This is a genomic window from Micromonospora endolithica (assembly GCF_003626595.1).
Taxonomy (GTDB): domain Bacteria; phylum Actinomycetota; class Actinomycetes; order Mycobacteriales; family Micromonosporaceae; genus Micromonospora; species Micromonospora endolithica.
In genome coordinates, this window is the sequence record NZ_RBAK01000011.1 from 38,214 (window position 1) to 62,370 (window position 24,157).

A 24,157-nucleotide genomic window follows, 5' to 3' on the forward strand; every position below is an offset into this window, starting at 1 on the left:
CACAGCAGCACCCTCACCATCCGGCAACCATGCCACGGCGACGTAAGGTGACACGGTGCGCCTGGCCACGTTCAACCTGCTGCACGGCCGATCCCTCACCGACGGCCTGGTGGACCCCGACCGGCTCGCCACCGCCGTCACCGCCCTGGACGCCGACGTCCTCGCCCTCCAGGAGGTCGACCGCGACCAGAGCCGCAGCGGCGGACTCGACCTGACCGCCATCGCCGCCCGCGCCCTCGGCGCAGGCGAACACCGCTTCGCCGCCGCCGTCGTCGGCACCCCCGGCGTACGCTTCCGCCCCCTGCGCCACGACGACGACGGCCACGGCGAACCCTGCTACGGCATCGGCCTGGTCACCCGCCACAAGGTCACCTCCTGGCAGGTCACCCGCCTGCGACCGGCACCGGTCCGCTCCCCGGTCTACGTACCCGGCCCCGGCGGCGGCCTCATCCTCCTGCGCGACGAACCCCGCGTGGTCCTCGCCGCCGTCCTGGACACCCCCCGCGGCCCGCTGACCGTCGCCGCCACCCACCTGTCCTTCGTGCCCGGCTGGAACGTCCACCAACTCCGCCAGACCGTCCGCGCGCTACGCACCCTGCCCGCCCCACGGATCCTGCTCGGCGACCTGAACCTGCCCGCCGGACCGGCCAGCCTGGTCAGCGGCTGGCACCCACTGGGCCGCCGCCCCACCTACCCCGCCGGACAACCCCGCGTGCAACTCGACCACATCCTGGCCGACCGCCACGGCCTCGACCAGCTCCCACCGGTCACCGCCGTACGCACCCCGCTGTCCACCATCTCCGACCACCGGCCCCTACTGGTCGACCTCGGCTGACCCCACCGCCCGCCGCGCCGCCCGCACCGCGTTCCGGAACAACATCGCCACCGTCGTCGGACCCACCCCACCGACCCGCGGCGTGATCGCACCCGCCACCCGCGCACACGACTCGTCCACATCAGGCAGCAACCGCCGGCCCGCGTACCGCACCCCACCACCGACGACCACCGCTCCCGGACGCACATGCTCCGGCCGCACGATCCCCGGCACCCCGGCCGCCGCCACCAGAACCTCCGCCCGCCGCGTGTACCGCGGCCAGTCCGCCACCCCGGTGTGCACCACCGTCACCGCCGCGTTCGCCGTCGGCCGCTTCTGCGCCAACAACATCGCCAACGGCCGACCCAACGTCGCACCCCGCCCCAGCACGACCACCTCCCGACCGGACAACGGCACCCCGTGGTACGCCAACAACGCCTCGATCCCCGCCGGGGTGCACGGCAACGGCCCCGGCAACCCCAACGCCAACCGCCCCATGTTCACCGGGTGCATCCCGTCGACGTCCTTGTCCGGATCCAGCACCTGCAACGCCCGGTCGTAGTCCAGACCCACCGGAACCGGATGCTGCACCAGCACCGCGTGCACCCCCGCGTCGGCGTTGAAGTCCGCCAACACCCGGCACAGATCCGCCTGCGACGCCGACGCGGGCAGGCGCACGTGCGGGGACGCGAAACCCAACTCCGCCGCCTGCCGCTGCTTGATCCGGATGTACCCGGCACTCGCGTCGTCGTCGCCCACCAGCACCGTGGCCAGCGCGGGAACCACCCCGGACGCCCGCAACGCCGCCACCTCGTCGGCCACCTCGGCCAGGATCTGCCGCGCCACCGGCGCACCGGGCAACAACCGGGCCCCGGACCGCGCCACCGTCGTCGAATCGGAAACAGACATGCCACCACCTCGCACGCGGGAGACCCAGGCGGTCGACCTCCCGCGACGAGCTCCCCGATGGTGGTCGCCATCCCCGTGCCGCCAGTCGCGCGCACCCCCAGCCTGCCACGCCCACCGCCCACCCGGCCCGCCCGACACCCGGCGCGGGCCGGAACTCAGCCCGGAGGACCGACCGACAGCACCGCCCGCAACACCGCGTCGCGGGCCCCGAGGAACCGCCGTACCCGCGCCAACCGGCCCGCCCGCGCCGCCATCGCCGCCATCCGCTGCGTCGGCCGCCGCCGCAACCGGTCGTAGTCGGCCAACGCCGACGGCACATCCGCCGACCGTGTCAACGCGTCCACCAACGCCACCGCGTCGATCAACGCCTGACACGCGCCCTGCCCCAGATCCGGCGTCATCGCGTGCGCCGCGTCACCCAGCAACACCGACCGACCCCGCACGTACGACGGCAACGGCGTCACCATGTGCACGTCGTGGTGCAGCACCCCCGCCGCGTCCACCCGCTCCAGCAACGCGGGGATCGGATCGTGCCAGTCACCGAACCACCGCCGCAACGCCACCAGATCACCCTCCGCCGGCCGGAACCCCTCCGGCGCGGCCACCGCCGCGTACCAGTTCGTCACCCCGGACGCCTGCGGCGTCAACCCGAACTTGCGCCCCCGACCCCACGTCTCGCCGCCGGCCGGCACGTCCATCGCCACCGTGCCCCGCCACGCCGTCACCCCCGCGTAGCGCAACGGAAACCGGTCACCGAACATCGCCGCCCGGGTCGCGCTGCGGATGCCGTCCGCGCCGACCACCACGTCGTACGCCGGCAGCAACGCCGCCGGATCAGCCACCGTCGCACCGAACCGCACCACACCGGCCGGCAGCGCCTCGGCCAGCAACCCCAACAGCGCCGGCCGGGACAGCAGCCGTACCCCCTCGCCATGGCGGCGGCGCATCCGCTGCACGTCGATCGTGCCGATCACCGAACCGTCCGGCCGGCGCATCGCACCGTCGGCCTGCGGAAGCCCCCGCTCCCGCGCGACGTCACCCAGCCCCAGCCGGTCCAACGCCCGCAACGCCGACGGCCAGATCCCCAACCCGGTGCCGACCGCGGGCAGCGCGTCCGCCCGCTCGAACACCGTGACCGCCCACCCGGCCCGGTGCAGCCCACCGGCCAGGGCGAGCCCACCGACACCGCCGCCCACGATCGCCACAGAACCACGCATGACCCCACCGTACTACGCCTGTAGTCCAGAAAACTACTGCTGTAGTGTCCGATGCGTGGACGACCGCCAACGACAGATCCTCGACGCCGCCATCACCGTCCTGGGCACCCGCGGCCCCCGACACCTCACCCACCGCGCCGTCGACGACCAGGCCGGCCTGCCCACCGGCTCCACCTCCAACCGCTACCGCACCCGCGAAGCCCTCCTCGCCGGCGTCCTGGACCGCGTCCTCGACGCCGAGGCCGCCACCTGGAACCGCCTCGCCACCGACCTGCACCACCCGATCCACCCGGACACCTTCGCCACCGTCGTCGGCGCCCTCGTGCACCACCTCGCCCACGACGGCCGCGTCCTCACCCTCGCCCGCCTCGCCATCTTCGGCGAAGCCGCCCACCAACCCGCCCTGCAACGACGGATCGCCCACGGCCAGGCCACCCTCGCCACCTGGGCCACCCCCGTCCTGGCCTCCCTCGGCGCCCACCACCCCACCCGAGCCCTACGCCTGCTGCTCGCCCTCATCGACGGCCTGCTCAACAACCAACTCGCCAACCCCGACCCCGCGTTCGACCCCACCACCGCGATCGGCACCGTGCTCCCGGCCATCCTCACCGGTCACGAAACCTGACCAGCCCCCAACAACCCCGCCAACACCCGATGTGTACGGTTCGACCGCACCGCCGCCCGCTGCTGAACCGCCGTCACCTCGATGTACGTCTGCGACGACGCCAACGACGCGTGCCCCAACAGCCGCATGATCTCCGCCGCGCTCGCCCCGTCCTCGGCCAATCGGGTCGCGAACGTGTGCCGCAACGCGTGCAACCGCGCACCGGCCGGCACCCGGTCGGAGATGCCCGCCCGCCGGTAACAGGAATCCACCAGGTACTGCAAACCACCCCGACGCAACGGCTCGCCCCGCCGGTCCACCAACAACGGCGAAGCCGGCCGTACGCTGCGCGCGGAGAACCGCCGCGCCCGACTGTCCAGGTACGACGCCAGCACCCGGTCCAGCTCCGGCTCCACCGGCACCACCCTCGGCCGCCCGCCCTTACCGGCCACCTCCACCCGCCGCTCACCGGCCCGACCGCCCAGCGACGACACCCGCAACGCCAACAACTCCGACAGGCGCAACCCCGCGCACAACGCCAACGCCAGCACCGCCACGTCCCGCTCCGGCCACGGATCGCGCTGCCGACCGTCCTCCCGGGCGACCGCGGCGAGCAGCCGCTCCGGAGTGTCCGCCCCCCGCAACGGCTTGGGCTGGGGGAGCGGGGCACGCGGGCGCCCCACCGCCGGCATCGGATTGCCGGCGACCACCCCGTCGGCCACCAGGAACGAGAAGAAGCTGTTCCACGTCGACCACGCCCGGTGCACCGACGCCGCCGCCCGGGTCGCGGCGAAACGGGCGAACGCGGCGCGGAGAACCCGGGGGGACAGGGCGTGCACCGCCAGCGCGTCGAGGGGGAGGGGAGGGGTGGTCTCCTCCGCCGCCAGGCCGGCGACGATCCGCAGGTCCCGCCGGTAGGCCGCGACGGTGTGCGGGGAGGGCTTCCGGGTGGCCAGGGAGGTCAGGAACTCCTCGATCAGTCCGCCTACCGATTCGTCCTGTTTGTCATGCATAAGGGATATTATGCATGATTCTCAGGTATGCGGGCCGGTGGCGGGGGAGGACGGGTCCTGCGATCGTCGGTGCATGTCGACGCCCGTGCACATCGTGGACCACGACCCCCGCTGGTTCGCGGAGTTCCGTGACCTGGGCGCGTGTCTCCGGGCAGCGCTCGGCGACGTCGCCCTCCGGATCGACCACATCGGCTCCACGTCGATCGCCGGTCTGGCCGCCAAGCCGGTGATCGACGTGCAGGTATCGGTGCGGTCGTTGGCGCCGGTCGACGCGTACCGCCCGGCGCTGCTGGCCCTCGGCCTGATCCACCGGGCGGACAATCCCGACCGGACCCGGCGCTACTTCCGGGAGGCACCGGGCGCGCGGCGCACCCATCTGCACGTACGCCAACTCGGCAGCTTCGGACAGCAGATCCCGTTGCTGTTCCGCGACTACCTGCGCGGCCATCCCGCGGCGGCCGGCGAGTACGCCACGGTCAAGCGGCGTTGCGCCGCGGAGTTCCGGCACGACCGCGGCGGATACGTCCAGGCCAAGGCGTCCTTCGTGTGGGAGGTCATCCGCCGCGCGGACGGCTGGGCGCAGCGTGTCGGTTGGACACCGGGTCCCAGCGACGCCTGACCCCCGATCGGGGACGGGCGAGTGACGCTACTTTACATAATGTGCATTATCGAACCTTGCGATGAGTCGAAGTAGACGAGAAGACTCATCGGAGTTGTGTGATTCCAGAGCCAGTAAGGGTTGCGCGGTCTGCGGTGCCGGCGCCGGACTTACCGGCTGTTCGTTCTCATCAGATGAACGATTCGTTCGTCGTGGAGGGATCGCGGTGGCCGGTGGCAGCAACGTGGCAGGAGTCGCTTCCCAGTTGTTCGTGGTCGGCACGTCTGGCCCTGCTGCGGCCTGACGAACAGATGTTTGAAGGGGTGTCACTTCTTGATCCGCGAGGCATCATAAGACGTGTCTGACCAACCTGGTCCAACGCGGCCAGATCCAGTTCTCTACCCTGACGTCGCTCGCGCGGGCAGCCTAAACCACATCCTGCAAGCCGAGTTCGATGGAATTGCCCCGCTCCTGCGAGCACTTCCCGAATCGTCACCCGGTTGGCGGTTCGTGGGAGCGAGAGTGAAGGACGGCGAGCGCAGCGCCACGGCACTCGTGGGCAGTCGTGAGCGGGTCTTCCTCATGCAGTTCTGGGCACGCGGAGTCTGCATGGCGCGGGGCAACACCGACGACCTGCACGCGGTCGCCGGCGCGATGCGGACCTGGCAGTCCGGGGCGCGAGTCCGGGAACTTGGTTCCGAGTGGCCGTTTGTTACATTCAGCCCCCTCGCCGCGGCCCACGAACGCGGTGAGGCAGCCGAGTGCACCTGGCGGCGGTACCACGAAAACGCCCGTCGGGCTCCGCAACTGCTCCGCCTGCACTCCTTCATCACCGTGGCCATTCACGAGCCGCGACTGCGCCAACTGATGCCCTTCACTAGCCACTGGAACCTCGGCTTCAGCAGAACCGTTGGCTATCCCTATAGCGGCGATTGCCCCTGGGTCGAACCACTGGACGGCGATCGGTACCGGGTAACGGCAGCAGACCGCCGACGCGAGTTGGGAACCGCTGATGCTGCCCGCAGCGTCGCCCTGGTCCTGGCTGAGCTGCCGGATCGATGACCGAGGACAGCCGCCGAGTGGATTCAGAAGATCGTCCTGCCCGCAACCACTACATTCATCGAGCTTCAATGCATCGGGTTACCAGTTCGCCGGAGCCGATGCCGGTGCACGGTGGCCGAGGTTCCGGGCAGTGACGATCGCGGTGTGACTGCCGGCGCGGGGCGCGCGGGAAACCGTGGCTCACCAGAACGGACCGGCCACTGTCTCGGTGGATGAACGGCTTCGGCTGGCCGTACCCGGATCGGCACCGCCCCCGCCGATGAGCGACTCGATGTCGGCGACGTCGGATTGTCGGCGCGGGACGGCGCGATGTAGACGACGATGTGGCGAGCGTGCGGCGCCGCTACTCCCCTGCGCCGACGTAGGCCGCCAGGTGCTGTCCGGTGAGGGTGGAGCGGGCGGCGACGAGATCGTGCGGGGTGCCCTCGAAGACGATCCGGCCGCCGTCGTGGCCGGCGCCGGGGCCGAGGTCGATGATCCAGTCGGCGTGTGCCATGACCGCTTGGTGGTGTTCGATGACGATGACCGATTTGCCGGATTCGACGAGCCGGTCGAGCAGGCCGAGCAGTTGTTCGACGTCGGCCAGGTGCAGGCCGGTGGTGGGTTCGTCGAGGACGTACACGCCGCCGTCGGTGCCCATGTGGGTGGCCAGCTTGAGCCGCTGCCGCTCGCCGCCGGAGAGGGTGGTCAGCGGCTGGCCGAGGCTGAGGTAGCCGAGGCCGACGTCGGCGAGTCGGTGCAGGACGGCGTGGGCGGCCGGGGTGCGGGCGTCGCCGGTGCCGAAGAACGTTTCGGCCTCGGTCACCGACATGGCGAGTACCTGGCTGATGTCGCGGCCGCCGAGGTGGTATTCCAGCACCGATGCCTGGAAGCGTCTGCCCTCGCACTCCTCGCATGCGGTGGCGACGCCGGCCATCATGGCCAGGTCGGTGTAGATGACGCCGGCGCCGTTGCAGGTGGGGCAGGCGCCTTCGGAGTTGGCGCTGAACAGGGCCGGTTTCACGCCGTTGGCCTTGGCGAAGGCCTTGCGGATCGGGTCGAGCAGTCCGGTGTAGGTGGCCGGGTTGCTGCGCCGTGAGCCGCGGATCGCCGCCTGGTCGATCGAGACGACGTCCGCGCCGGCGGGGATGGATCCGTGTACGAGTGAGCTCTTGCCGGAGCCGGCCACGCCGGTGATCACGCAGAGCACCCCGAGGGGGATGTCGACGTCGACGTTCTGGAGGTTGTTGGTGGTGGCGCCGCGGATCTCCAGGGTGCCGGTGGGTTTGCGTACGGTGTCCTTGAGGGCGGCCCGGTCGTCGAGGTGGCGGCCGGTGGTGGTGTCGCTGGTGCGGAGTCCTTCGACGGTGCCCTCGAAGCAGACGGTGCCGCCGGCGGTGCCGGCCCCGGGGCCGAGGTCGACGACGTGGTCGGCGATCGCGATGGTTTCCGGTTTGTGTTCCACGACGAGCACCGTGTTGCCCTTGTCGCGCAGCCGCAGCAGCAGGTTGTTCATGCGTTGGATGTCGTGCGGGTGCAGGCCGATGGTGGGTTCGTCGAAGACGTAGGTGACGTCGGTGAGTGAGGATCCGAGGTGGCGGATCATCTTGGTGCGTTGTGCCTCGCCGCCGGAGAGGGTGCCGGAGGGCCGGTCGAGGGAGAGGTAGCCGAGTCCGATCTCGACGAACGAGTCGAGGGTGTGGCGCAGCGAGGTCAGCAGTGGCGCGACGGAGGGCTCGTCGAGGTCGCCGACCCATCGGGCGAGGTCGTTGATCTGCATGGCGCAGGCGTCGGCGATGCTGATGCCGTCGATCTTGGAGGATCGGGCGGCCTCGCTGAGTCGGGTGCCGTCGCACTCGGGGCAGGTGGTGAAGGTGACCGCGCGGTCGACGAACGCCCGGATGTGTGGTTGCAGGGCTTCCTTGTCCTTGGCGAGGAAGGACTTCTGGATCTTGGGGATGAGTCCCTCGTACGTGAGGTTGACGCCGTCGACCTTGACCTTGACCGGTTCCTTGTAGAGGAAGTCGTGCAGTTCCTTCTTGGTGTACCTGCGGATCGGTTTGTTCGGGTCGACGAAGCCGGACTCGGCGTAGACCCGGACGGTCCAGAAGCTGTCGGACTTCCAGCCGGGGATGGTGAAGGCGCCCTCGGCGAGGGACTTCGTGTCGTCGTACAGCTGGGTGAGGTCGATGTCGGTGACGGCTCCGCGGCCTTCGCAGCGGGGGCACATGCCGCCGGTGATGCTGAAGCTGCGGCGTTCCTTGACGGTCTGGCCGCCGCGTTCGATGGTGACGGCGCCCGCTCCGCTGAGCGAGGCGACGTTGAAGGAGAACGCCTGGGGTGAGCCGATGTGCGGCTTGCCGAGCCGGCTGAACAGGATGCGCAGCATGGCGTTGGCGTCGGTGGCGGTGCCGACGGTGGAGCGTGGGTCGGTGCCCAGTCGTTGCTGGTCGACGATGATGGCGGTGGTGAGCCCGTCGAGGACGTCGGCCTCGGGGCGGGCCAGCGTCGGCATGAAGCCCTGGACGAAGGCGCTGTAGGTTTCGTTGATCATCCGTTGGGATTCGGCGGCGATGGTGCTGAACACCAGGGAGCTCTTGCCGGACCCGGAGACGCCGGTGAAGACCGTCAGGCGGCGCTTGGGCAGCTCGATGCTGACGTCCTTGAGGTTGTTGACGCGCGCGCCGTGTACGCGGATCAGGTCGTGGCGGTCGGCGGCGTGCGGCTCGGGCGTCGGGGCGGTGCTCACTGGTGTCTCCGTTCCACGCGGTGCGTGTGGTCGTTCGTCGCTTCGTCCCCGGTGAGGGGGTCAGTCCCGCCAGCGGCCGTCGCGCATCAGGTCGCGGTCGGGTATCTCGTTGACCTCGCGCCAGGCCTGGATGCGGCGTGGGTGGATGCGGAACCAGCGGTAGGGGGTGGTCAGCTCGCGGGGGTCGAAGCCGGTGTGGGTGGCGAAGAGGTCCCCCCGCTCCCGCGGGAGCGCGTCGATGTCGAGGACCTCGACGTCGCCTTCGATCATCGTCACGTCGCGGGTGTGGCCCAGGGCCAGCCGGGTGGTCCCGGTGGCGGCCAGGTTCCGGCCGGTGGGGCTGTCGGCGGGCGTGGCCGCCAGCAGCGTCGCGCCGTCCCAGTGGAAGGACAGCGGTACCAGGTACGGCGTGCCGTCGGTGGCGGCGCTGGCGACCCAGGCGTCGATGTCGTGGGTGAGTCGGTGCTCGGTGTCGTGGCGGCGTTCGGCGCGGGAGCGGGGGGCGGCACTCATCGGTGGGCCGTCAGCGCTTTTCCTGGATGCGGATCATGTTGCCGGCGGGGTCGCGGAAGGCGCAGTCGCGGATGCCGTACGGCTGTTCGGTGGGTTCCTGGACGACCTCGGCGCCGCTGGCCTCGATCTTGGTAAAGGTGCCGTCGAGGTCGGTGGTGGCGAGGTTGATGCCGCCGTAGCTGCCCTTGGCGATCAGTTCGAGGATGGTCTGGCGTTCGGCGTCGGTGATGCCGGGGTCGGCGGCGGGCGGGTGCAGGACGATGGCGGTGTCCGGTTGGTCGGCGGGGCCGACGGTCAGCCAGCGCATCCCCTGGTATCCGACGTCGTTGCGGACGTCGAAGCCGAGGGTGTCGCGGTAGAAGGCCAGGGAGGCCTCCGGGTCGGTGTGCGGGAGGTAGCTGGAGTGAATGGTGATGTCCATGGCGTTCACGCTAGTTGCGGCCGGGTGACCCGGGCTTCTTGATTCCTGACCGGTCGGGTGACCTGCTTGGCCAGGCAGGATGGCATTTCGGGGGCCGCGGCGGCGGTGCGGGCCCGGTAGGTGCTGGGTGGTACGCCGACCAGTTCGGTGAAGCGGGTGCTGAAGGTGCCCAGCGACGCGCAGCCGACCGCGAAGCAGACTTCGGTGACGCTGAGGTCGCCGCGGCGCAGCAGGGCCATGGCGCGTTCGATGCGGCGGGTCATCAGGTAGCGGTAGGGCGATTCGCCGTAGGCGAGGCGGAACTGGCGGCTGAGGTGCCCGGCGGACATGTTCACGCCGCGGGCGAGGGCCTCGACGTCCAGGGGGCGGGCGTACTCGCGGTCGATCCGGTCGCGGACGCGGCGGAGCCGGGCGAGGTCGCGCAGGTGTTGGTCGGCGGCGGTGGGGCTGCTCACCTGGGCGATGCTGCCACGTCGGGGTGGGGTTTCCCAGCGTCGCGGCCGGCCGGGGCGCTGGGGGCGGTGGTGGTTGTCCTAGGTTGGGGCGATGACAGGCGGTGTGATGATCACGACTGCGCGGTTGTCGTTGCGCCGGCCGGGCGGCGCGGACGTGGGTCTGATCTACGCGTTGCACACCGACCCGCTGGCGTGCGCGCACAATCCGGGTGATCTGCTGGCTACCCGTGCGGAGGCGGTGGGTCGGTATCGGGCGTGGGACGCGCACTGGCGGCGGTACGGGTTCGGTTACTGGTCGGTGCTGCGGGATGGGGCGGCGGTCGGGTTCTGCGGGGTGAAGGTGGTGCCGTGGGACTCCGGTGAGGCGCTGAACCTGTTCTACCGGTTCGATCCGGCGGTGTGGGGTGGTGGTCTGGCCTCGGAGGCGGCCACGGCGGTGGTCGGGTGGGTGGCGGCGGGGGTGTCGGGGCGGCCGGTGGTGGCCCGCGTCCGGCCGGACAATGTCGCGTCGGCGCGGGTGGCGGTGCGGGCCGGGCTGCGGCGCGCGCGGTGGCTGGACCGGTACGGCGAGGACGGCCTGGACTGGATCTTCACGTCCGGGTGACCGGGTCGGTGCGCAGGCGGGCGTGCCGGTGCATGTCGTGCCAGCCGTCGGTGTGGTGTCCCTCGCCGCGGGCGGTGCCCTCGGCGGGCCAGCCGGCGCCCTGCGCGACGCGGCAGGAGGCGGGGTTGGCGGTGGAGTGGGACAGTTCCAGGCGGTGCAGCCCGAGGACGTCGAAGGACCAGGTGGTGAGGGCGGTGAGGGCGCGGGTGGCGACGCGGTGGCCGCGGGCGTGGGGCAGCACCCAGTACGCCACCTCGGCGAGTGCGTCGGCGAGGACGATCCGGCGCAGGTTGATCTGGCCGAGTACGCCGGTGTGGTCGGTGACGGCCCAGCCGGCGCCGGTCTCGGCGTGCCAGCGTCGGGGCCAGTCGTCGATCGCCGATTGTCGCGGCCCGCTCCCCCGCCCGTCGGCCCTGAGGTGGTCCGGTCGGCGGGGCGGTGGCGGTGCCGTGGTCTACAGGCCGCCGGCGACGCGTAGGACGGTGCCGGTGGTGTAGCTGGCGTCGGGGCTGAGCAGCCAGGCGATGGCGGCAGCGACCTCGTCGGGTTCGCCGGGGCGGCCCAGGGGGATACGGCCGGCGATGCGCTCGGGGCGGTCGGGTTGGCCGGACAGGGCGTGGATGTCGGTGCGGATGGTGCCGGGGGCCACGGCGTTGACCCGGATGCCGTGCGGGGCGAGTTCCTTGGCCAGGCCGATGGTGAGGCTGTCGGTGGCGGCTTTGACGGCGGCGTAGTGGATGTACTCCCCTGGGCTGCCGAGGGTGGCGGCGGCGGAGGAGACGTTGACGATGGCGGCGCCGGTGTTCATCCGGCGGGCGGCCTGTTGGGCGGCCAGGACGTAGCCGATGAGGTTGACGTCGACCACGTGGCGCAGGTCGGTGGGGTCGAGGTCGACGAACGCGCCGATGGGGCTGGTGACGCCGGCGTTGTTGACCAGTCCGGTGATCTCGCCGAGGGTGGCGGCGGTGTCGAACAAGGTGGTGATCTGGTCGGGTTCGCGGGTGTCGGTGGCGACGGCGACGGCGCGTACGCCGGTGGTGCGCAGGTCCGCCAGGACGGCCTGCGCGGCGGCGTGGTCGCGGCGGTAGGCGATGGCGATGTGGTGGCCGGCGGCGGCCAGCCGGCGGGCGGTGGCCGCGCCGATGCCGCGGCTGCCACCGGTGATGACGGTGACCTGCGTCAATGCGCTCCCCCGTTCCGTCGTGCCGGTCGCGACGTTACCGTGGCCGGCACGGCGGGCGGCAGACGGGAGTGGCCGATGACACGGGCGTTGGTGCTGGGCGGTGGCGGGGTGACCGGGGTGGCCTGGGAGTTGGGGGTGCTGTACGGGTTGGCGGCGCGGGGGGTGGACCTGACCGGCGCGGACCTGGTGGTGGGGACGTCCGCGGGGTCGGTGGTGGGTGCGCAGGTGTGTTCGGGCGTTGCGGTGGCGCAGTTGTATCAGGCGCAGCTGCGGGATCCCGGTGGTGAGGTGGCGGCCCGGTTGGGGTGGCGGGTGGTGGCGCGTTTGCTGCGGGCTGGTGGGTTGACCCGGGACGGGGCGCGGGCTCGGGCGCGGATCGGGGCGATGGCGGTGGCGGCGCGTACGCCGTCGGAGGAGTCGCGGCGGGCCGTGATCGAGGCGCGGTTGCCGGTGCGGCAGTGGCCGGCGCGGCGGTTGCTGGTGACGGCGGTGGACGCGGCCACGGGTGGTTTCGTGGTGTTCGAGGCGGGCTCGGGGGTGTCGTTGGTGGACGCGGTGGGTGCCAGTTGCGCGGTGCCCGGGGTGTGGCCGCCGGTGACGGTGGGCGACCGGCGGTTCATCGACGGGGGGATGCGCTCGGCGGTGAACGCGGACCTGGCGGCGGGCGCGGAGGCGGTGGTGGTGCTGGCGCCGACGTCGGTGGCGTTCGGGCCGATGCCGCGGCTGGCGGCGCAGGTGGCGGCGTTGCGGTCGGCGGGTTCGCGGGTGGTGGTGGTCGCGCCGGACTCGGCGGCGCGGGCGGCGATCGGTCGTAACGTGCTGGACCCGGCGCGGCGGGCGGGCGCGGCGCGGGCCGGGCGGGCGCAGGCCGACGCGGTGGCCGAGCAGGTGGCGGCGGTGTGGGGGTGATCGCCTAGGCTCGCCGCAGCCGATGACGAGGGTGGGGTGGCCGATGCTGGGCGTGGGTGACGTGGTCGAGGACTTCGAACTGCCGGACGAGACGGGGACACCGCGGCGGCTGTCGCAGTTGCTGGCGTCGGGGCCGGTGGTGTTGTTCTTCTACCCGGCGGCGATGACCCGCGGGTGCACGGCGGAGAGTTGCCATTTCCGGGATCTGGCGGCGGAGTTCGCGGCGGTGGGCGCGCAGCGGGTGGGGATCAGCCGGGATCCGGTGGCCAAGCAGGCGGAGTTCTCCCGGCTGCACGGGTTTGACTATCCGCTGCTGTCCGACGTGGACGGTGCGGTGTCGTCCCGGCTCGGGGTGCGGCGGCGGTTGCCGTTGGGGCCGTTGAGCACGAAGCGGGTGACGTTCGTGATCGGCGCCGACGCGCGGGTGGTCGAGGTGATCCACTCCGAAGTGAGCATGAACGAGCACGCCGACCGGGCATTGCGGGCACTGGGGGGTTGATCTTCGCGCTGTCGGTGCCGGCTGGTATCAAGGCAGTAATCAAACAGGTGTACGGAAGAGGGCTGTGATGGCGGGTCAGGGTTTGTCCACCGAAGACGTGACCGGGATCCGGGAGGCCCTTGCGGCGGGGCGTAAGCCGAAGGTGGTGTTCACCTCCTCGGCCGGTCAGATGGCCGGGCAGGTGGGGCAGGTGGTGCAGCTGACCGACCCGGCGGTGTCCGACGAGTACGTGGTGGTGCGGTTCGGCCGCGACGAGTTGCCGTTCTCCCCCGCCGATGTGGCGGTCGCGCCACGTGGTGCGGGGCGCCGGCCGGCCGAGCCGAAGCCGGTGGAGCCCGCGCCGGCCGCGTCGGCGCCGCCGGCGGAGCCGGAGTTCGTGCTGGACCGGGCGCCGGTGCCGGCGCCGCGTCGGGAGGAACCGCCGGTGCCGCAGCAGGCGGAGGCCAAGCCGGCGCGCCGGCCGGTGAAGGCGGCGAAACCGAAGGGGCCGGCGGGTCTGACGGTGACCCTGACGTACGCCGAGGGTGAGTGGACGGTGGCCGCGCAGCAGGGCACCAAGGCGCTGGCGAAGCCGTACGTGGTGAAGCCGGCCGAGGCGCTGCGGATGGTGGCGCTGGTGGACGTGCCGGGTGTGCACGAGGCGGTGGAGCAGATCCTGGCCGCCGAGCGGGCCGAGGCGGAGCAGCAGGCGCAGAAACTGCGGGCGGAGTTGGCGGAGGTGGAGGCCCGGCTGGCGGAGCTGCGCGAGGCCGGCTGAGCGCCCGGGTGCGGCAGGTCGGCTACCGGGTGAAGTAGGCGGCGCTCTGCGGGTCGGCCGGGTAGTAGGACTCGATCGCGATCTCGTCGATCGTGATGTCCATCGGGGTGCCGAAGGTGGTGATGGTCGAGAACAGCCGCAGTTCTCGTCCGCCGATGCGCAGGATCATCGGGATCACCACGTCGGCGTCGACCCGCTGGCCGGTGGTGTCCTCGGGCGCGGGGCCCAGCAGTTCCTCGTAGAGGGCGGTGAGTTCCGGGTCGGGAGCGGCGGCGAGCTGTCGGGAGATCCGGCTGCGGAACACCGCGCGCACGTCGGCCAGGTTGACGACCAGGGGGGCGAGGCCGCGCGGGTCCAGGCCCAGCCGGACCAGGTTGACCGGTGGCCGCAGCAGGTCGGGTGCGACCTGTGCGAAGAACGGGTCGATGGCGCGGTTGGTCAGCACGATGTTCCACCGTCGGTCGAAGACCAACGCCGGATACGGTTCGTGGGCCCGTAGGACCCTGCGGACCGCGTCGAGGGCGGCCGACAGGGCGGAGTCGTCGAGTGGACGCTGTGGGTACCGGGGCGCGAAGCCGGCGGCGAGCAACAGCCGGTTGCGATCCCGCAGTGGCACGTGCAGTTGGTCGGCGAGCCGGAGGATCATGTCGGGGCTCGGCGTGGACTTGCCGGTCTCGACCAGGCTGACGTGCCGGGCCGAGACGTCAGCGGCGATCGACAGGTCGAGTTGGCTGAGTCCCCGGCGCTGCCGCCACTGCCGCAGGAGTTCCCCGACCGTGTGCATGATCATGAGGGTACTCGTTGTCGCGGCGGACGCCATGAAGTGCCAGTTCATCGACAAGCGCACGGGTCGCGGGAGAGGCTTCGGCCCATGAGCACTGCGAACAAGAGCATCGTCCAACGTGCGCTGGGAGGGCTGGTCGCGACGGGCGACGTCGATGCCCTGGCCGCGTTCCTCAGCGACGACTTCGTCCACCACCGCACCGATTCGACGACCTCGACCAGGGCGGAGTGGCTCGCCGCAGTCGGCGCCGCGCTGGGCCCGACCACCGGCATGCGGGTGGAGATCCTGCACCTGCTGGCCGACGGTGACCACGTGGTGGTGCACTCGCGACGCCGGCTGCCCGACCCGGGACCGGAGATCGTGGTCGTCGACATCCTGCGGATCGCCGACGGGCTCATCGCGGAGGCCTGGGAGATCATCGAACCGGTCGCCCAGGCGTCGGCGAACATGACGTGGTGGGAATCCACCCACCACTGACCGGGTCACCCACGGCGCCGGATGAAGGTGGTCGGTTCCGCGGCGGGCGTGCGCTGCCGCGGGACCGGCCGGTCAGAAATAGTCGTGCAGGTGCGCCGGTCCCCCGGCGGCGAGCAGGTCCGCCGCGCGCGGGTCGGCGCCCGGGGTGGGGTGCAGCAGTCCGGCCTCGGCGACGGCGGTCGCGGTCGCGGCGCCGGCGTAGAGCAGCGCGAAGCCGCGCACGCTCAGGCGCAGGTCGGTCTCGCCGTGCCAGCGGCGCAGCTCGCCGTGGCCGTCGGCGACGTCCAGGCGCCAGGTGCCGGTGTTCCATTCGGCGAGCGGGTCGTCGAGGTCGAAGGTGACGGTGCCGCGCGCGTACGGCGGCCAGCCCCGGTCGGCGACGGCGCGGGTGACCTCGACCGGGCGGTGCATCCAGGTGTCCTGCTCGTGCTCGCGGGCGTTCTCCAGCGGCAGGTGGGCGGCGACGGCGTCGCCGGGCAGCAGCGTCAGGCGCAGGGTGGGGGCGACGCTGTGCCAGCTGGCCAGGACACCGACCAGTGCCCGGGAGGCGTCGGCGGTGGTGGCCAGGACGTCCTCGACGGTCAGGACGCTGTCGCTGCCGTAGCCGCGGCCGCGTTGCCAGCCGGCGTAGCCGACCAGGTGGCCGTCGTGTTCGACCAGGGTGAGCCCGTCGTAGGGCAGCTCGTCGCCGTGGTCGAACAGCGGGCCGCGTCGGGTGAGCAGGCCGCAGCGGTGCCGGGTGACCTGCTCGTAGAGGGCGGCGGTGGCGGGCAGGTCGGCGGTCCGGCCGGAGCGGACCGTCAGGTGCGCGGCCGGCCGGTGTCGGGGCAGCGCGGCGGTCGGCAGGTCGACGGTACGCAGGACGCCGGCGACCTCCCAGCCGCAGGCGCGGTAGGGGGCGCCGACGGTGGGGAACAGGGCGCTGACGGCGGCGCCGCGCTCGTGGGCGCCGCGCAGCAGCGCGCCCAGCAGCGCGCGGGCGACGCCCCGGCCGCGCGCCTCGGGGGCCACCGCGACACCGGCGACGTCGGCGGCGGCCACCGCACGTCCGGTCCACCACTGGTCGTGGTGCAGGTCGACGGCCTTGCCCAGCAGCGCCCCGGAGGCGTCGAACGCGCCGTAGCGGGTCAGGCCCGCCGTGGTGGTGGTGGGCGGCGGTTGCGGGTCGGATCCGAAGGCGAGGCGGCCGAGGGCCCAGGCGTCGGTGAGGTCGGCGTCGGTGAGCGGGCGGACGGTGACGGGCATCGGCACACGATAGTGCCGGGTCGCCGGTGGTCGCCGCCGGGTTTTCCCGTCGGCGACCACCGGCGCCGGGTGTCAGTGCTGCGGGATGTGGGCCACGCCGATGCGCTTGCGGAACACCCAATAGGTCCAGCCCTGGTAGGCCAGCACGATCGGGGTGAACACCACCGCCACCCAGGTCATGATCTTCAGGGTGTAGGGGGTGGACGCGGCGTTGGTGGCGGTCAGCGTGCCGGCCGGGTCCAGGGTCGAGGGCAGCACGTTCGGGAACAGCGCGGCGAACAGGGTCGCCACGGCCAGGCCGATGGCCACGGCGGTGCCGGTGAAGGCCCAGCCCTCCCGGCGTACGCGGGCGGCGGCGAGACCACCGAGCAGCGCCAGGGCCGCGCCGACGGCGAACACGACGGCGGCGGCGCTGGAGCGGATGGTCAGCGTCCAGGACAGGAACGCCACCGCGAGCACGGCGGTGGCCACGCCCAGGCGCACCGCGAGCGCGCCGGCGCGCTCGCGGACCTCGCCGACGGTCTTCAGGGCGATGAACACCGCGCCGTGGGTGGCGAACAGGGCCAGGGTGGTCGCGCCGCCGAGCAGGGCGTACGGGTTGAGCAGGTTGAGCAGGCCGCCGACGTACTCGTGGTCGGCGTCCAGGGGCACGCCGCGCAGGATGTTGGCGAAGGCGACGCCCCACAGGATGGCCGGCAGCACCGAACCCCAGAAGATCGCGGCGTCCCAGCGGCGCTTCCAGGCGGCCTCGGGGCGCTTGTGGCGGTACTCGAAGGCCACGCCGCGGGCGATCAGGGCGAGCAGGATCAGCAGCAGCGGCAGGTAGAAGCCGGAGAACAGGGTGGCGTACCACTCGGGGAACGCGGCGAACATGGCCCCGCCGGCGGTGATCAGCCACACCTCGTTGCCGTCCCAGACCGGGCCGATGGTGTTGATCAGGACGCGCCGTTCGCGGTCGTCGCGGCCGAGGACGGGCAGCAGCATGCCGACGCCGAAGTCGAAGCCCTCCAGGATGAAGTAGCCGGTGAAGAGGACGGCGACGAGGAGAAACCAGATGGTCGTCAGTTCCACGGGGTGCTCCGGGGTCAGTAGGCGAAGGCGAGCGGGCGCTCGGCGTCGTCGTGGGTGTCGTCAATGGGGTGCTCGTCGCTGACGTCGGGTACGCCGGCCTTGGCGTAGCGCAGCAGGAGCTTGACCTCGATCACGGCGAGGGTGGCGTAGATCAGGGTGAACGCGGTGAAGGAGGTGAGGACCTCGGTCAGGGACACGCTGCGGGACACGCCGTCGCGGGTGAGCATCTCGCCGAACACGATCCACGGCTGGCGGCCCATCTCGGTGAAGATCCAGCCGAAGGAGTTGGCGAGCAGGGGCAGGATCGGCATGGCCAGGGCGGCGCGCAGCAGCCACCGGTTGGTGGGGGTACGGCCCTTGCGGTGGGTCCAGAGCACCAGCAGGGCGATCGCGGCGGCGGCCAGCCCGAAGGCGATCATGAACCGGAAGCTCCAGTAGGTGACCGGGATGATCGGGGTGTAGCTGCCGGCGCCGTACTGGCTGGCGTACTGGGCCTGGAGGTCGTTGATGCCCTGGACGGTGCCCTCGGGGTCGCCGGTGCCCAGGTACGACAGCAGGTACGGGATCTTGATGGCGAACAGCTCGCGGGTGCCGTCGAGGCTGCCGACGGTGAGTACGGAGAACGAGGCGGGGCTCTCGGTCTCGTACAGTCCCTCGGCGGCGGCCATCTTCATCGGCTGCACCTGGGTCATGATCTTGCCTTGGATGTCGCCGGTGACGACCACGGCGAAGGCGGCGACGAGGGTGACCCAGGAGCCGAACTTCGCGGCGAACCGGTAGGCGGGGGTGTCGGCGGAGTCGCGGTTGCGGATCAGGTGCCACACGGCGACGGCGACCAGCAGGGACCCGGCGACGAGGAACGAGCCGGCGATGGTGTGCGGGAAGGTGATCAGGGCGACCTTGTTGGTCAGCACGGCGACGAAGTCGGTCAGTTCGGCGCGACCGGTGTCGGGGTTGATCCGGTAGCCGACCGGGTTCTGCATGAACGAGTTCGCGGCGAGGATGAAGTACGCCGACAGGTTCGTGCCGATCGCGGCGGCCCAGATGCTGGCCAGGTGCAGGCGCTTGGGCAGCCGGTCCCAGCCGAAGATCCACAGGCCGATGAAGGTGGATTCCAGGAAGAACGCCACCAGGGCCTCGATGGCCAGGGGGGCGCCGAAGATGTCGCCGACGAAGCGGGAGTAGTCGCTCCAGTTCATGCCGAACTGGAACTCCTGCACGATGCCGGTGACCACGCCCATCGCGAAGTTGATCAGGAAGAGCTTGCCGTAGAACTTGGTGAGCTTGAGGTACTTCTCGTCGCCGGTGCGGTGCCAGCGGGTCTGCAGGATGGCGACCAGCACGGACAGGCCGATGGTCAGCGGTACGAAGAGAAAGTGGTAGACGGTGGTGACACCGAACTGCCAGCGGGCGACGTCCAACGCGTCCACCTGAACCCCCAGCTTTGCGTACTACGAGACGTAGTAAATACTACCGGCCGTCGTAGAAGTTTCGGCAGGGCCGGGGGTCCCGGACCGGCCCGGGACCAATGACCCTGATCACCCCGGCCGGTCGACCGGGCCCGGTCCCCCACCACGGCGCGCCGCCGTGCGAGCATGTCCCGCTGATGGACACCGCCCACTCCCCCTGGCAGCCGCCGTTGATCTGGCGCGGCGCGCAGGTGCTCGCCCGTACCGTGGTCGGCGCCGTGGCCCGGTTGGAGGTCACCGGAGAGGTGCCGGCGGCCCTGCGCCGGGGCCCCCTGGTGCTGGCCGCCAACCACCTCAGCCCGTTCGACCCGGTGGTGCTCGCCGCCGCCTGCCGCGCCGTCGGTGTCGCGCCGCGGTTCATGGCCACCGGTGGGCTGTTCCGCGCCCCCGTCGTCGGCACGGCCATGCGCCGCGCCGGGCACATCCGCGTGGACCGGGGCACCGCCGCCGTCGGCCGGGCCCTCGACGACGCCGCGCGCGCCGTCGCCGGCGGCTCGGTGATCCTGGTCTACCCGGAGGGGCGCATCGGCCTGGACCCCGGGCTGTGGCCCGAACGCGGCAAGACCGGCGCGGCCCGCCTCGCCCTGGCCGGCCACGCGCCGGTCATCCCGGTCGCCCAGTGGGGCTCGCACGAGGTCGTGCCCTACCAGGCGCCCCGGGGCCTGCTGCGCGGTGTGGCCCGCTCGCTGCTGCGCCGCCCGGTCGTGCGGGTGCGCTTCGGCGCACCGGTCGACCTCGGCGACCTGAACCCCGGCGCGCCCGGCGCCGCCCGGCGGGCCACCGACCGGATCATCGACGCGATCACCGACACGCTGGTGCCGCTGCGCCCGGACGAGCCCGACCGGCCCCGGTACGTCGACCCGAGCCGCCCCGTCGACTCAAGCCGCGTGCACCGCCGCCGCCCACCGGGCTAGGGCTCAGCCGGCATCGGAGGCACGGAAACCGGGGCGTGCCCGGCCCCGGACATCCTGCCTCCGCGGAACCGGTGTCGGTCCCCGGGCCGAGGGATGCGACTGGCTCGGTGGAGGGATGAGGTCGCTTCGGCCTGCGCTGATGCTGGAACACGTCAGCCAACCACCCGGCCGAAGGAGTGATGTGCATGTCTGGTTCCCGTGTGACGGCATTGGGGGCGGTGGCAGCCGTGCTGGTTGCCACGTGGCCCTCGGGGGCATGGGCTCAGCAGCCCGAGACCAGAACTGCCGCAGGCGGCTGGTCGGTGGTCACCGGACTGGGACAGTTCGTGTACGACGAACCCCGCGTGGTGGGGCACCGGATCTGGTTCGGCGTCTCGGCGTTCTCGGCCGCCGACGGATCAACGGTTGGCCGGTTCCTCTACCGGCACGAGTGGCCCGACGGCACACTGGCCGCGCAGGGCCAGGCCGACGTGACGTGCGTACGGGTCACCGGAAACGTCGCGCTCTTGACCGCGATCGTGCCGGAGGGCGAAGGCACGGTGAAGAACCACGGCTTCTACGTGAAGATCATCGACGGTGGGCGGATGCCGGATCTGATCGTCGACGCCCAGGTGCAGAACGGCGAGGAGCGGCCACCCACCCACTGCCTCGATCCCGAGACGGACCTCCCGCCGGGCCTGCCCCAACGGCCCCGGTACCCGGTTCTCGCCGGTGGATACGCGGTGGCATGCTGCTGAGCAGAGCCGAACGGGCGCCCGGCCGACCTGACCCCGAGCGCGGATCCGGACGGCGGCGCGGCGGGCGGGTCACCGACGCCGGCCGGTTACCAGCCGGCCACCGACCGGGGGCATACTGCGTCGCGTGCTGACCCGATTCGGCTACCTCGACGCGCCCGCGCCGCTGGCGTTCGCCCACCGTGGCGGCGCCGCCGAGGGCGACGAGAACACCACCGAGGCGTTCGCCCGCGCCATCGGGCTCGGTTACCGGTACGTGGAGACCGACGTGCACGCCACCGCCGACGGAGTGGCCGTGGTCTTCCACGACCCGACCCTCGCCCGGGTCACCGGCGAGCCGGGGCGCATCGCCGACCTGCGCTGGGCCGACCTCGCCTCGGTACGCGTCGGCGGCGCCGCCGTCGTACCCCGGCTCGACGAGGTGCTGGGCGCCTGGCCGCAGGTCCGCTTCAACATCGACGTGAAGGCCGACGGCGGCGTCGAGCCGACGGTCGCCACCGTGACCCAGGTCGGCGCCGCCGACCGGGTGCTGCTCGCGTCGTTCAGCGACGCCCGACTGACCCGCCTGCGGGCGCTCACCGGGGGTCGGGTCGCCACCAGCCTCGGCATGCGCGGGGTGGCCCGACTACGGCTCGCCTCCCTGCACGGGCGCCCGCTGCGGCTGCCGGCGTCGGTGGTCGCAGCGCAGGTGCCGCCACGCTACGGGCGGGTGCCCGTGGTGGACCGCCGGTTCCTCGACTACTGCCACCGGCTCGGCCTGCAGGTGCACGTCTGGACGATCGACGAACCCGCCCAGATGCACGACTTACTGGATCGTGGTGTGGATGGCATCATGACCGATCACGTCGGCGTGCTGCGCGACGTCTACCGCAGCCGCGGCCACTGGGCCGCCTGAGGAGCCCGAGAAGGACCCCCGATGGCCGAGACCGTCATGCCGGCGGTGGGCGACAACCCCGCCCCGTCGAGCACCCGCAGCGAGCGCACCGGCTGGTACTTCTACGACTGGGCGATGTCGGCGTTCTCCACCACCGTCATCACGGTGTTCCTTGGCCCGTTCCTGACCACGGTCGCCAAGCTTGCCGCCGGCTGCGAGCTGGGCGCCGAGTCCTGCTCCGGGTACGTGTACCCGCTGGGGATCAAGGTGGCCCCCGGGTCGTACTTCGCGTACCTGGTGTCGCTGTCGGTGTTCCTCACCGTGTTCGTGCTGCCGGTGGTGGGGGCGGTGGCCGACCGGACCACGCACAAGAAACGGCTGCTGGCCGCCGCCGCGTTCACCGGCGCCGCCGCCACCGTCGGAATGCTCTTCGTCACCGGCGACCGCTACCTGCTCGGCGGGGCGCTGTTCCTGGTGGCGAACATCGCCTTCGGCGCCGGCGTGGTCGTCTACAACTCGTTCCTGCCGCAGCTGGGCGGCCCCGACGACCGGGACGGCATCTCCAGCCGCGGCTGGGCGCTGGGCTACCTCGGTGGTGGCCTGCTGCTGGCGTTGAACCTGGTGGCCGTCACCATGCTCGGCGAGGACGGCAACGACCAGCGCACCCTGGACCTGGCCCGGTGGTCGATCGTGTCGGCCGGGCTGTGGTGGGCGGTGTTCACCCTCGTGCCGCTGCGCTGGCTGCGCGAGCACCCGACCGCGACGGCCCTCGCCGCCCGCGGCGGCAACGTGCTCACCGACGGGTTCCGGCAGCTCGGCCGCACCCTGCGCCAGATCAAGGCGTACCCGCTGACGCTGTACTTCCTGCTGGCGTTCCTGGTCTACAACGACGGGATCCAGACCGTCATCGCCCTGGCCAGCCAGTACGGCACCGAGGAGCTGCGGCTGGGGCAGTCCACGCTGATCGTCACCATCCTGCTGGTGCAGTTCCTGGCGTTCGGTGGGGCGTTGCTGCTCGGCGCGTTGGCCCGGCGCATCGGCGCGTGGAAGACCGTGCTGCTGAGCCTGGTGCTGTGGACCGGGGTGATCCTGGCCGCGTTCCGGCTGCCCGCCGAGGCGCCGGTGCCGTTCATGGTCCTCGGCGCGGCCATCGGCCTGGTCCTCGGCGGCAGCCAGGCGTTGAGCCGGTCGTTGTTCAGCCAGCTCATCCCGGCCGGCCGGGAGGGCGAGTACTACGGCTTCTACGAGATCAGCGACAAGGGCACCAGCTGGCTCGGGCCGCTGGCGTTCGGCCTGGTGTTCCAGCTCACCAACTCCTACCGGGTGGGCCTGGTCTCCCTGCTGATCTTCTTCGTGGTCGGCTTCGTGCTGCTGCTCGCGGTGCCCATGCGCCGGGCCATCGTCGCCGCCGGCAACACCCCGCCGAAGGTGCTGTAACGCGCGTCGCGGGCCTACCGGTTCGGCGGCGTCGATGGGTTAGGCTGCCCGACCGTGACCGACCACGCCACCTCCCCGACCTGCCTCGCGCGACCCCTGCCCGGACCGGGCGACAGCCCCGGCGGGTGCGCCGCGGCCCGCGGGGTGGACGGCCGCCCGCTGCACGCCGCCGCGCTGAAGTTCTTCTGGGGCCCGATGGACTGCGGCAAGTCCACCATGGCGTTGCAGATGAACTACAACCACTCCCGGCAGGGCCGCCGGGGCCTGGTCACCACCCGCATCGACCGGTCGCTGGGTCCGCAGGTCACCACCCGCATCGGGCTGGCCCACGAGGCCATCGAGGTGACCGACGAGCTGGACCTGCGGGCGCTGGTCCGTGACACCTGGGCCGAGGGTGTCCGGGTGGACTACCTGATCTGCGACGAGGCGAGCTTCTACAGCGTCGAGCACGTCGAGCAGATGGCCGAGCTGGTGGACGGCTACGACGTCGACGTGTACGCGTTCGGCCTCGCCACCGACTTCCGGTCCTGCCTGTTCCCGGCCGTGCAGCGGCTGTTCGAGCTGGCCGACGAGGTGGCCCGCATCCAGGTCGAGGTGCTGTGCTGGTGCGGCCGGGAAGGGCTGCTCAACGCACGGGTCGTCGACGGGCGGGTGGTCCGCGAGGGCGCCCAGGTCGTCATCGGCGACACCGTGGACACCGCCGAGGTGCGCTACCAGGTGCTGTGCCGCCGCCACTACCGGGCCGGTGAGCTGGGCCCGCGCCGGTGACTGCGGGCCGCCCGCCGGCGGCCGGTCGGACACGATTCGATCACGGCGCGAACCTTTCGCCACCCCTGACCCCTTCCTGACGGCGACGACGACGGCGA

26 protein-coding genes, 1 pseudogene and 1 riboswitch are annotated in these 24,157 nt (G+C 71.9%); of the genes and pseudogenes, 14 read left to right on the forward strand and 13 right to left on the reverse strand.

Going from position 1 to position 24,157, the window contains the following annotated elements:
* The first annotated feature begins 55 nt into the window (after window positions 1-55).
* Complete coding sequence (locus D7223_RS23995; protein ID WP_120730702.1) at window positions 56-835, forward strand: endonuclease/exonuclease/phosphatase family protein; 780 nt, start codon at window positions 56-58, stop codon at window positions 833-835.
* Here the strand turns inward: D7223_RS23995 and D7223_RS24000 are convergent.
* Complete coding sequence (locus tag D7223_RS24000) at window positions 815-1,723, reverse strand: bifunctional 5,10-methylenetetrahydrofolate dehydrogenase/5,10-methenyltetrahydrofolate cyclohydrolase (RefSeq protein WP_120730703.1); 909 nt, start codon at window positions 1,721-1,723, stop codon at window positions 815-817. The genes D7223_RS23995 and D7223_RS24000 overlap by 21 nt on opposite strands.
* A 15-nt stretch (window positions 1,724-1,738) precedes the next feature.
* Window positions 1,739-1,817, reverse strand: a riboswitch (ZMP/ZTP riboswitch).
* A gap of 61 nt (window positions 1,818-1,878) precedes the next feature.
* On the reverse strand, window positions 1,879-2,940 hold the full coding sequence (locus D7223_RS24005; protein WP_120730704.1) for an FAD-dependent monooxygenase: 1,062 nt from the start codon (window positions 2,938-2,940) through the stop codon (window positions 1,879-1,881).
* 55 nt (window positions 2,941-2,995) lie between these two features.
* Here D7223_RS24005 and D7223_RS24010 point away from each other — a divergent pair, with 55 nt between their 5' ends.
* Window positions 2,996-3,565 carry a TetR/AcrR family transcriptional regulator gene (locus D7223_RS24010; RefSeq protein WP_120730705.1) on the forward strand — a complete coding sequence of 190 codons (570 nt, stop codon included), beginning with the start codon at window positions 2,996-2,998 and terminating at the stop codon, window positions 3,563-3,565.
* On the opposite strand, the gene D7223_RS24015 is transcribed toward D7223_RS24010, so the two are convergent.
* Window positions 3,553-4,557, reverse strand: a complete 1,005-nt coding sequence (locus tag D7223_RS24015) for a tyrosine-type recombinase/integrase (RefSeq protein ID WP_120730706.1) — start codon at window positions 4,555-4,557, stop codon at window positions 3,553-3,555. The two genes, D7223_RS24010 and D7223_RS24015, sit on opposite strands and share 13 nt — an antisense overlap.
* 73 nt (window positions 4,558-4,630) lie before the next feature.
* Between D7223_RS24015 and D7223_RS24020 the strand changes: the two genes are divergently transcribed.
* Together D7223_RS24020 and D7223_RS24025 are read left to right on the forward strand one after the other, a co-directional pair.
* Window positions 4,631-5,176, forward strand: coding sequence for a GrpB family protein (locus tag D7223_RS24020; RefSeq protein ID WP_120730707.1), 546 nt, complete (start codon window positions 4,631-4,633; stop codon window positions 5,174-5,176).
* A gap of 501 nt (window positions 5,177-5,677) precedes the next feature.
* Window positions 5,678-6,217 carry a DUF6193 family natural product biosynthesis protein gene (locus D7223_RS24025; RefSeq protein WP_120730708.1) on the forward strand — a complete coding sequence of 180 codons (540 nt, stop codon included), beginning with the start codon at window positions 5,678-5,680 and terminating at the stop codon, window positions 6,215-6,217.
* A gap of 343 nt (window positions 6,218-6,560) precedes the next feature.
* On the opposite strand, the gene D7223_RS24030 is transcribed toward D7223_RS24025, so the two are convergent.
* From D7223_RS24030 to D7223_RS24045, 4 genes are read right to left on the reverse strand one after another with little or no spacing between them, the layout of a single operon-like run.
* Complete coding sequence (locus D7223_RS24030) at window positions 6,561-8,945, reverse strand: ATP-binding cassette domain-containing protein (RefSeq protein ID WP_120730709.1); 2,385 nt, start codon at window positions 8,943-8,945, stop codon at window positions 6,561-6,563.
* A gap of 60 nt (window positions 8,946-9,005) precedes the next feature.
* A complete protein-coding gene (locus tag D7223_RS24035; RefSeq protein ID WP_120730710.1) occupies window positions 9,006-9,458 on the reverse strand; it encodes a pyridoxamine 5'-phosphate oxidase family protein in 453 nt (150 codons plus the stop codon).
* A 10-nt stretch (window positions 9,459-9,468) separates the two neighbouring features.
* The gene (locus D7223_RS24040) at window positions 9,469-9,879 is read right to left on the reverse strand and encodes a VOC family protein (RefSeq protein WP_120730838.1); all 411 of its coding nucleotides are present in this window, start codon (window positions 9,877-9,879) and stop codon (window positions 9,469-9,471) included.
* Between the two features lie 5 nt (window positions 9,880-9,884).
* The gene (locus tag D7223_RS24045) at window positions 9,885-10,343 is read right to left on the reverse strand and encodes a helix-turn-helix transcriptional regulator (RefSeq protein WP_420330344.1); all 459 of its coding nucleotides are present in this window, start codon (window positions 10,341-10,343) and stop codon (window positions 9,885-9,887) included.
* Between the two features lie 82 nt (window positions 10,344-10,425).
* On the opposite strand from D7223_RS24045, the gene D7223_RS24050 reads away from it, so the two are divergent.
* Window positions 10,426-10,938, forward strand: a complete 513-nt coding sequence (locus tag D7223_RS24050) for a GNAT family N-acetyltransferase (protein ID WP_120730712.1) — start codon at window positions 10,426-10,428, stop codon at window positions 10,936-10,938.
* Here D7223_RS24050 and D7223_RS24055 read toward each other — a convergent pair.
* Both D7223_RS24055 and D7223_RS24060 read right to left on the reverse strand, forming a co-directional pair.
* Window positions 10,925-11,314: pseudogene (locus tag D7223_RS24055) on the reverse strand (GNAT family N-acetyltransferase); the annotation flags it as partial. The gene D7223_RS24050 and the pseudogene D7223_RS24055 sit on opposite strands and share 14 nt — an antisense overlap.
* Before the next feature lie 78 nt (window positions 11,315-11,392).
* Window positions 11,393-12,121: an SDR family oxidoreductase gene (locus tag D7223_RS24060; RefSeq protein WP_120730714.1), complete on the reverse strand. Its 729-nt coding sequence runs from the start codon at window positions 12,119-12,121 to the stop codon at window positions 11,393-11,395.
* 75 nt (window positions 12,122-12,196) lie between these two features.
* On the opposite strand from D7223_RS24060, the gene D7223_RS34020 reads away from it, so the two are divergent.
* The 3 genes from D7223_RS34020 (at window position 12,197) to D7223_RS24075 (ending at window position 14,286) form a co-directional block, all read left to right on the forward strand.
* On the forward strand, window positions 12,197-13,030 hold the full coding sequence (locus D7223_RS34020) for a patatin-like phospholipase family protein (protein ID WP_120730715.1): 834 nt from the start codon (window positions 12,197-12,199) through the stop codon (window positions 13,028-13,030).
* 22 nt (window positions 13,031-13,052) lie between these two features.
* Window positions 13,053-13,529, forward strand: coding sequence for a peroxiredoxin (locus D7223_RS24070; protein WP_272948755.1), 477 nt, complete (start codon window positions 13,053-13,055; stop codon window positions 13,527-13,529).
* Between the two features lie 67 nt (window positions 13,530-13,596).
* A complete protein-coding gene (locus tag D7223_RS24075) occupies window positions 13,597-14,286 on the forward strand; it encodes a hypothetical protein (RefSeq protein ID WP_120730717.1) in 690 nt (229 codons plus the stop codon).
* A gap of 22 nt (window positions 14,287-14,308) precedes the next feature.
* Here D7223_RS24075 and D7223_RS24080 read toward each other — a convergent pair whose 3' ends face one another.
* Complete coding sequence (locus D7223_RS24080; RefSeq protein WP_202864690.1) at window positions 14,309-15,076, reverse strand: helix-turn-helix domain-containing protein; 768 nt, start codon at window positions 15,074-15,076, stop codon at window positions 14,309-14,311.
* Between the two features lie 81 nt (window positions 15,077-15,157).
* On the opposite strand from D7223_RS24080, the gene D7223_RS24085 reads away from it, so the two are divergent.
* Complete coding sequence (locus tag D7223_RS24085; RefSeq protein WP_120730718.1) at window positions 15,158-15,547, forward strand: nuclear transport factor 2 family protein; 390 nt, start codon at window positions 15,158-15,160, stop codon at window positions 15,545-15,547.
* Window positions 15,548-15,619: 72 nt separating this feature from the next.
* On the opposite strand, the gene D7223_RS24090 is transcribed toward D7223_RS24085, so the two are convergent.
* From D7223_RS24090 to D7223_RS24100, 3 genes are all read right to left on the reverse strand, one after another.
* Window positions 15,620-16,792, reverse strand: coding sequence for a GNAT family N-acetyltransferase (locus tag D7223_RS24090; protein WP_120730719.1), 1,173 nt, complete (start codon window positions 16,790-16,792; stop codon window positions 15,620-15,622).
* Between the two features lie 72 nt (window positions 16,793-16,864).
* Complete coding sequence (gene cydB / locus D7223_RS24095) at window positions 16,865-17,863, reverse strand: cytochrome d ubiquinol oxidase subunit II (protein WP_120730720.1); 999 nt, start codon at window positions 17,861-17,863, stop codon at window positions 16,865-16,867.
* A gap of 14 nt (window positions 17,864-17,877) precedes the next feature.
* Entirely contained in the window at window positions 17,878-19,293 is a 1,416-nt protein-coding gene (locus D7223_RS24100; protein WP_120730721.1) for a cytochrome ubiquinol oxidase subunit I, read from the reverse strand.
* Window positions 19,294-19,469: 176 nt separating this feature from the next.
* On the opposite strand from D7223_RS24100, the gene D7223_RS24105 reads away from it, so the two are divergent.
* The 5 genes from D7223_RS24105 (at window position 19,470) to D7223_RS24125 (ending at window position 24,059) form a co-directional block, all read left to right on the forward strand.
* Window positions 19,470-20,246, forward strand: coding sequence for a lysophospholipid acyltransferase family protein (locus tag D7223_RS24105; protein WP_120730840.1), 777 nt, complete (start codon window positions 19,470-19,472; stop codon window positions 20,244-20,246).
* A 185-nt stretch (window positions 20,247-20,431) separates the two neighbouring features.
* Window positions 20,432-20,983 (forward strand): hypothetical protein, encoded by a 552-nt coding sequence (locus D7223_RS24110; RefSeq protein ID WP_147252516.1) that lies wholly within the window; start codon window positions 20,432-20,434, stop codon window positions 20,981-20,983.
* Window positions 20,984-21,107: 124 nt separating this feature from the next.
* A complete protein-coding gene (locus D7223_RS24115; RefSeq protein WP_120730723.1) occupies window positions 21,108-21,875 on the forward strand; it encodes a glycerophosphodiester phosphodiesterase family protein in 768 nt (255 codons plus the stop codon).
* Between the two features lie 21 nt (window positions 21,876-21,896).
* Complete coding sequence (locus tag D7223_RS24120; protein ID WP_120730724.1) at window positions 21,897-23,291, forward strand: MFS transporter; 1,395 nt, start codon at window positions 21,897-21,899, stop codon at window positions 23,289-23,291.
* 54 nt (window positions 23,292-23,345) lie between these two features.
* Window positions 23,346-24,059, forward strand: coding sequence for a thymidine kinase (locus D7223_RS24125; protein WP_120730725.1), 714 nt, complete (start codon window positions 23,346-23,348; stop codon window positions 24,057-24,059).
* Window positions 24,060-24,157: the final 98 nt, after the last annotated feature.

Coding starts and splice junctions, on each gene's coding strand:
- D7223_RS24110 (WP_147252516.1), top strand. CDS start 20,432: ATGTCTGGTTCCCGTGTGACGGCATTGGGGGCGGTGGCAGCCGTGCTG.
- D7223_RS24005 (WP_120730704.1), bottom strand. CDS start 2,940: ATGCGTGGTTCTGTGGCGATCGTGGGCGGCGGTGTCGGTGGGCTCGCC.
- D7223_RS24035 (WP_120730710.1), bottom strand. CDS start 9,458: ATGAGTGCCGCCCCCCGCTCCCGCGCCGAACGCCGCCACGACACCGAG.
- D7223_RS24090 (WP_120730719.1), bottom strand. CDS start 16,792: ATGCCCGTCACCGTCCGCCCGCTCACCGACGCCGACCTCACCGACGCC.
- D7223_RS24015 (WP_120730706.1), bottom strand. CDS start 4,557: ATGCATGACAAACAGGACGAATCGGTAGGCGGACTGATCGAGGAGTTC.
- D7223_RS24085 (WP_120730718.1), top strand. CDS start 15,158: ATGAGCACTGCGAACAAGAGCATCGTCCAACGTGCGCTGGGAGGGCTG.
- D7223_RS24000 (WP_120730703.1), bottom strand. CDS start 1,723: ATGTCTGTTTCCGATTCGACGACGGTGGCGCGGTCCGGGGCCCGGTTG.
- D7223_RS24105 (WP_120730840.1), top strand. CDS start 19,470: ATGGACACCGCCCACTCCCCCTGGCAGCCGCCGTTGATCTGGCGCGGC.
- D7223_RS24020 (WP_120730707.1), top strand. CDS start 4,631: ATGTCGACGCCCGTGCACATCGTGGACCACGACCCCCGCTGGTTCGCG.
- D7223_RS24070 (WP_272948755.1), top strand. CDS start 13,053: ATGACGAGGGTGGGGTGGCCGATGCTGGGCGTGGGTGACGTGGTCGAG.
- D7223_RS24040 (WP_120730838.1), bottom strand. CDS start 9,879: ATGGACATCACCATTCACTCCAGCTACCTCCCGCACACCGACCCGGAG.
- D7223_RS24120 (WP_120730724.1), top strand. CDS start 21,897: ATGGCCGAGACCGTCATGCCGGCGGTGGGCGACAACCCCGCCCCGTCG.
- D7223_RS24080 (WP_202864690.1), bottom strand. CDS start 15,076: ATGATCATGCACACGGTCGGGGAACTCCTGCGGCAGTGGCGGCAGCGC.
- D7223_RS24050 (WP_120730712.1), top strand. CDS start 10,426: ATGACAGGCGGTGTGATGATCACGACTGCGCGGTTGTCGTTGCGCCGG.
- D7223_RS34020 (WP_120730715.1), top strand. CDS start 12,197: ATGACACGGGCGTTGGTGCTGGGCGGTGGCGGGGTGACCGGGGTGGCC.
- D7223_RS24075 (WP_120730717.1), top strand. CDS start 13,597: ATGGCGGGTCAGGGTTTGTCCACCGAAGACGTGACCGGGATCCGGGAG.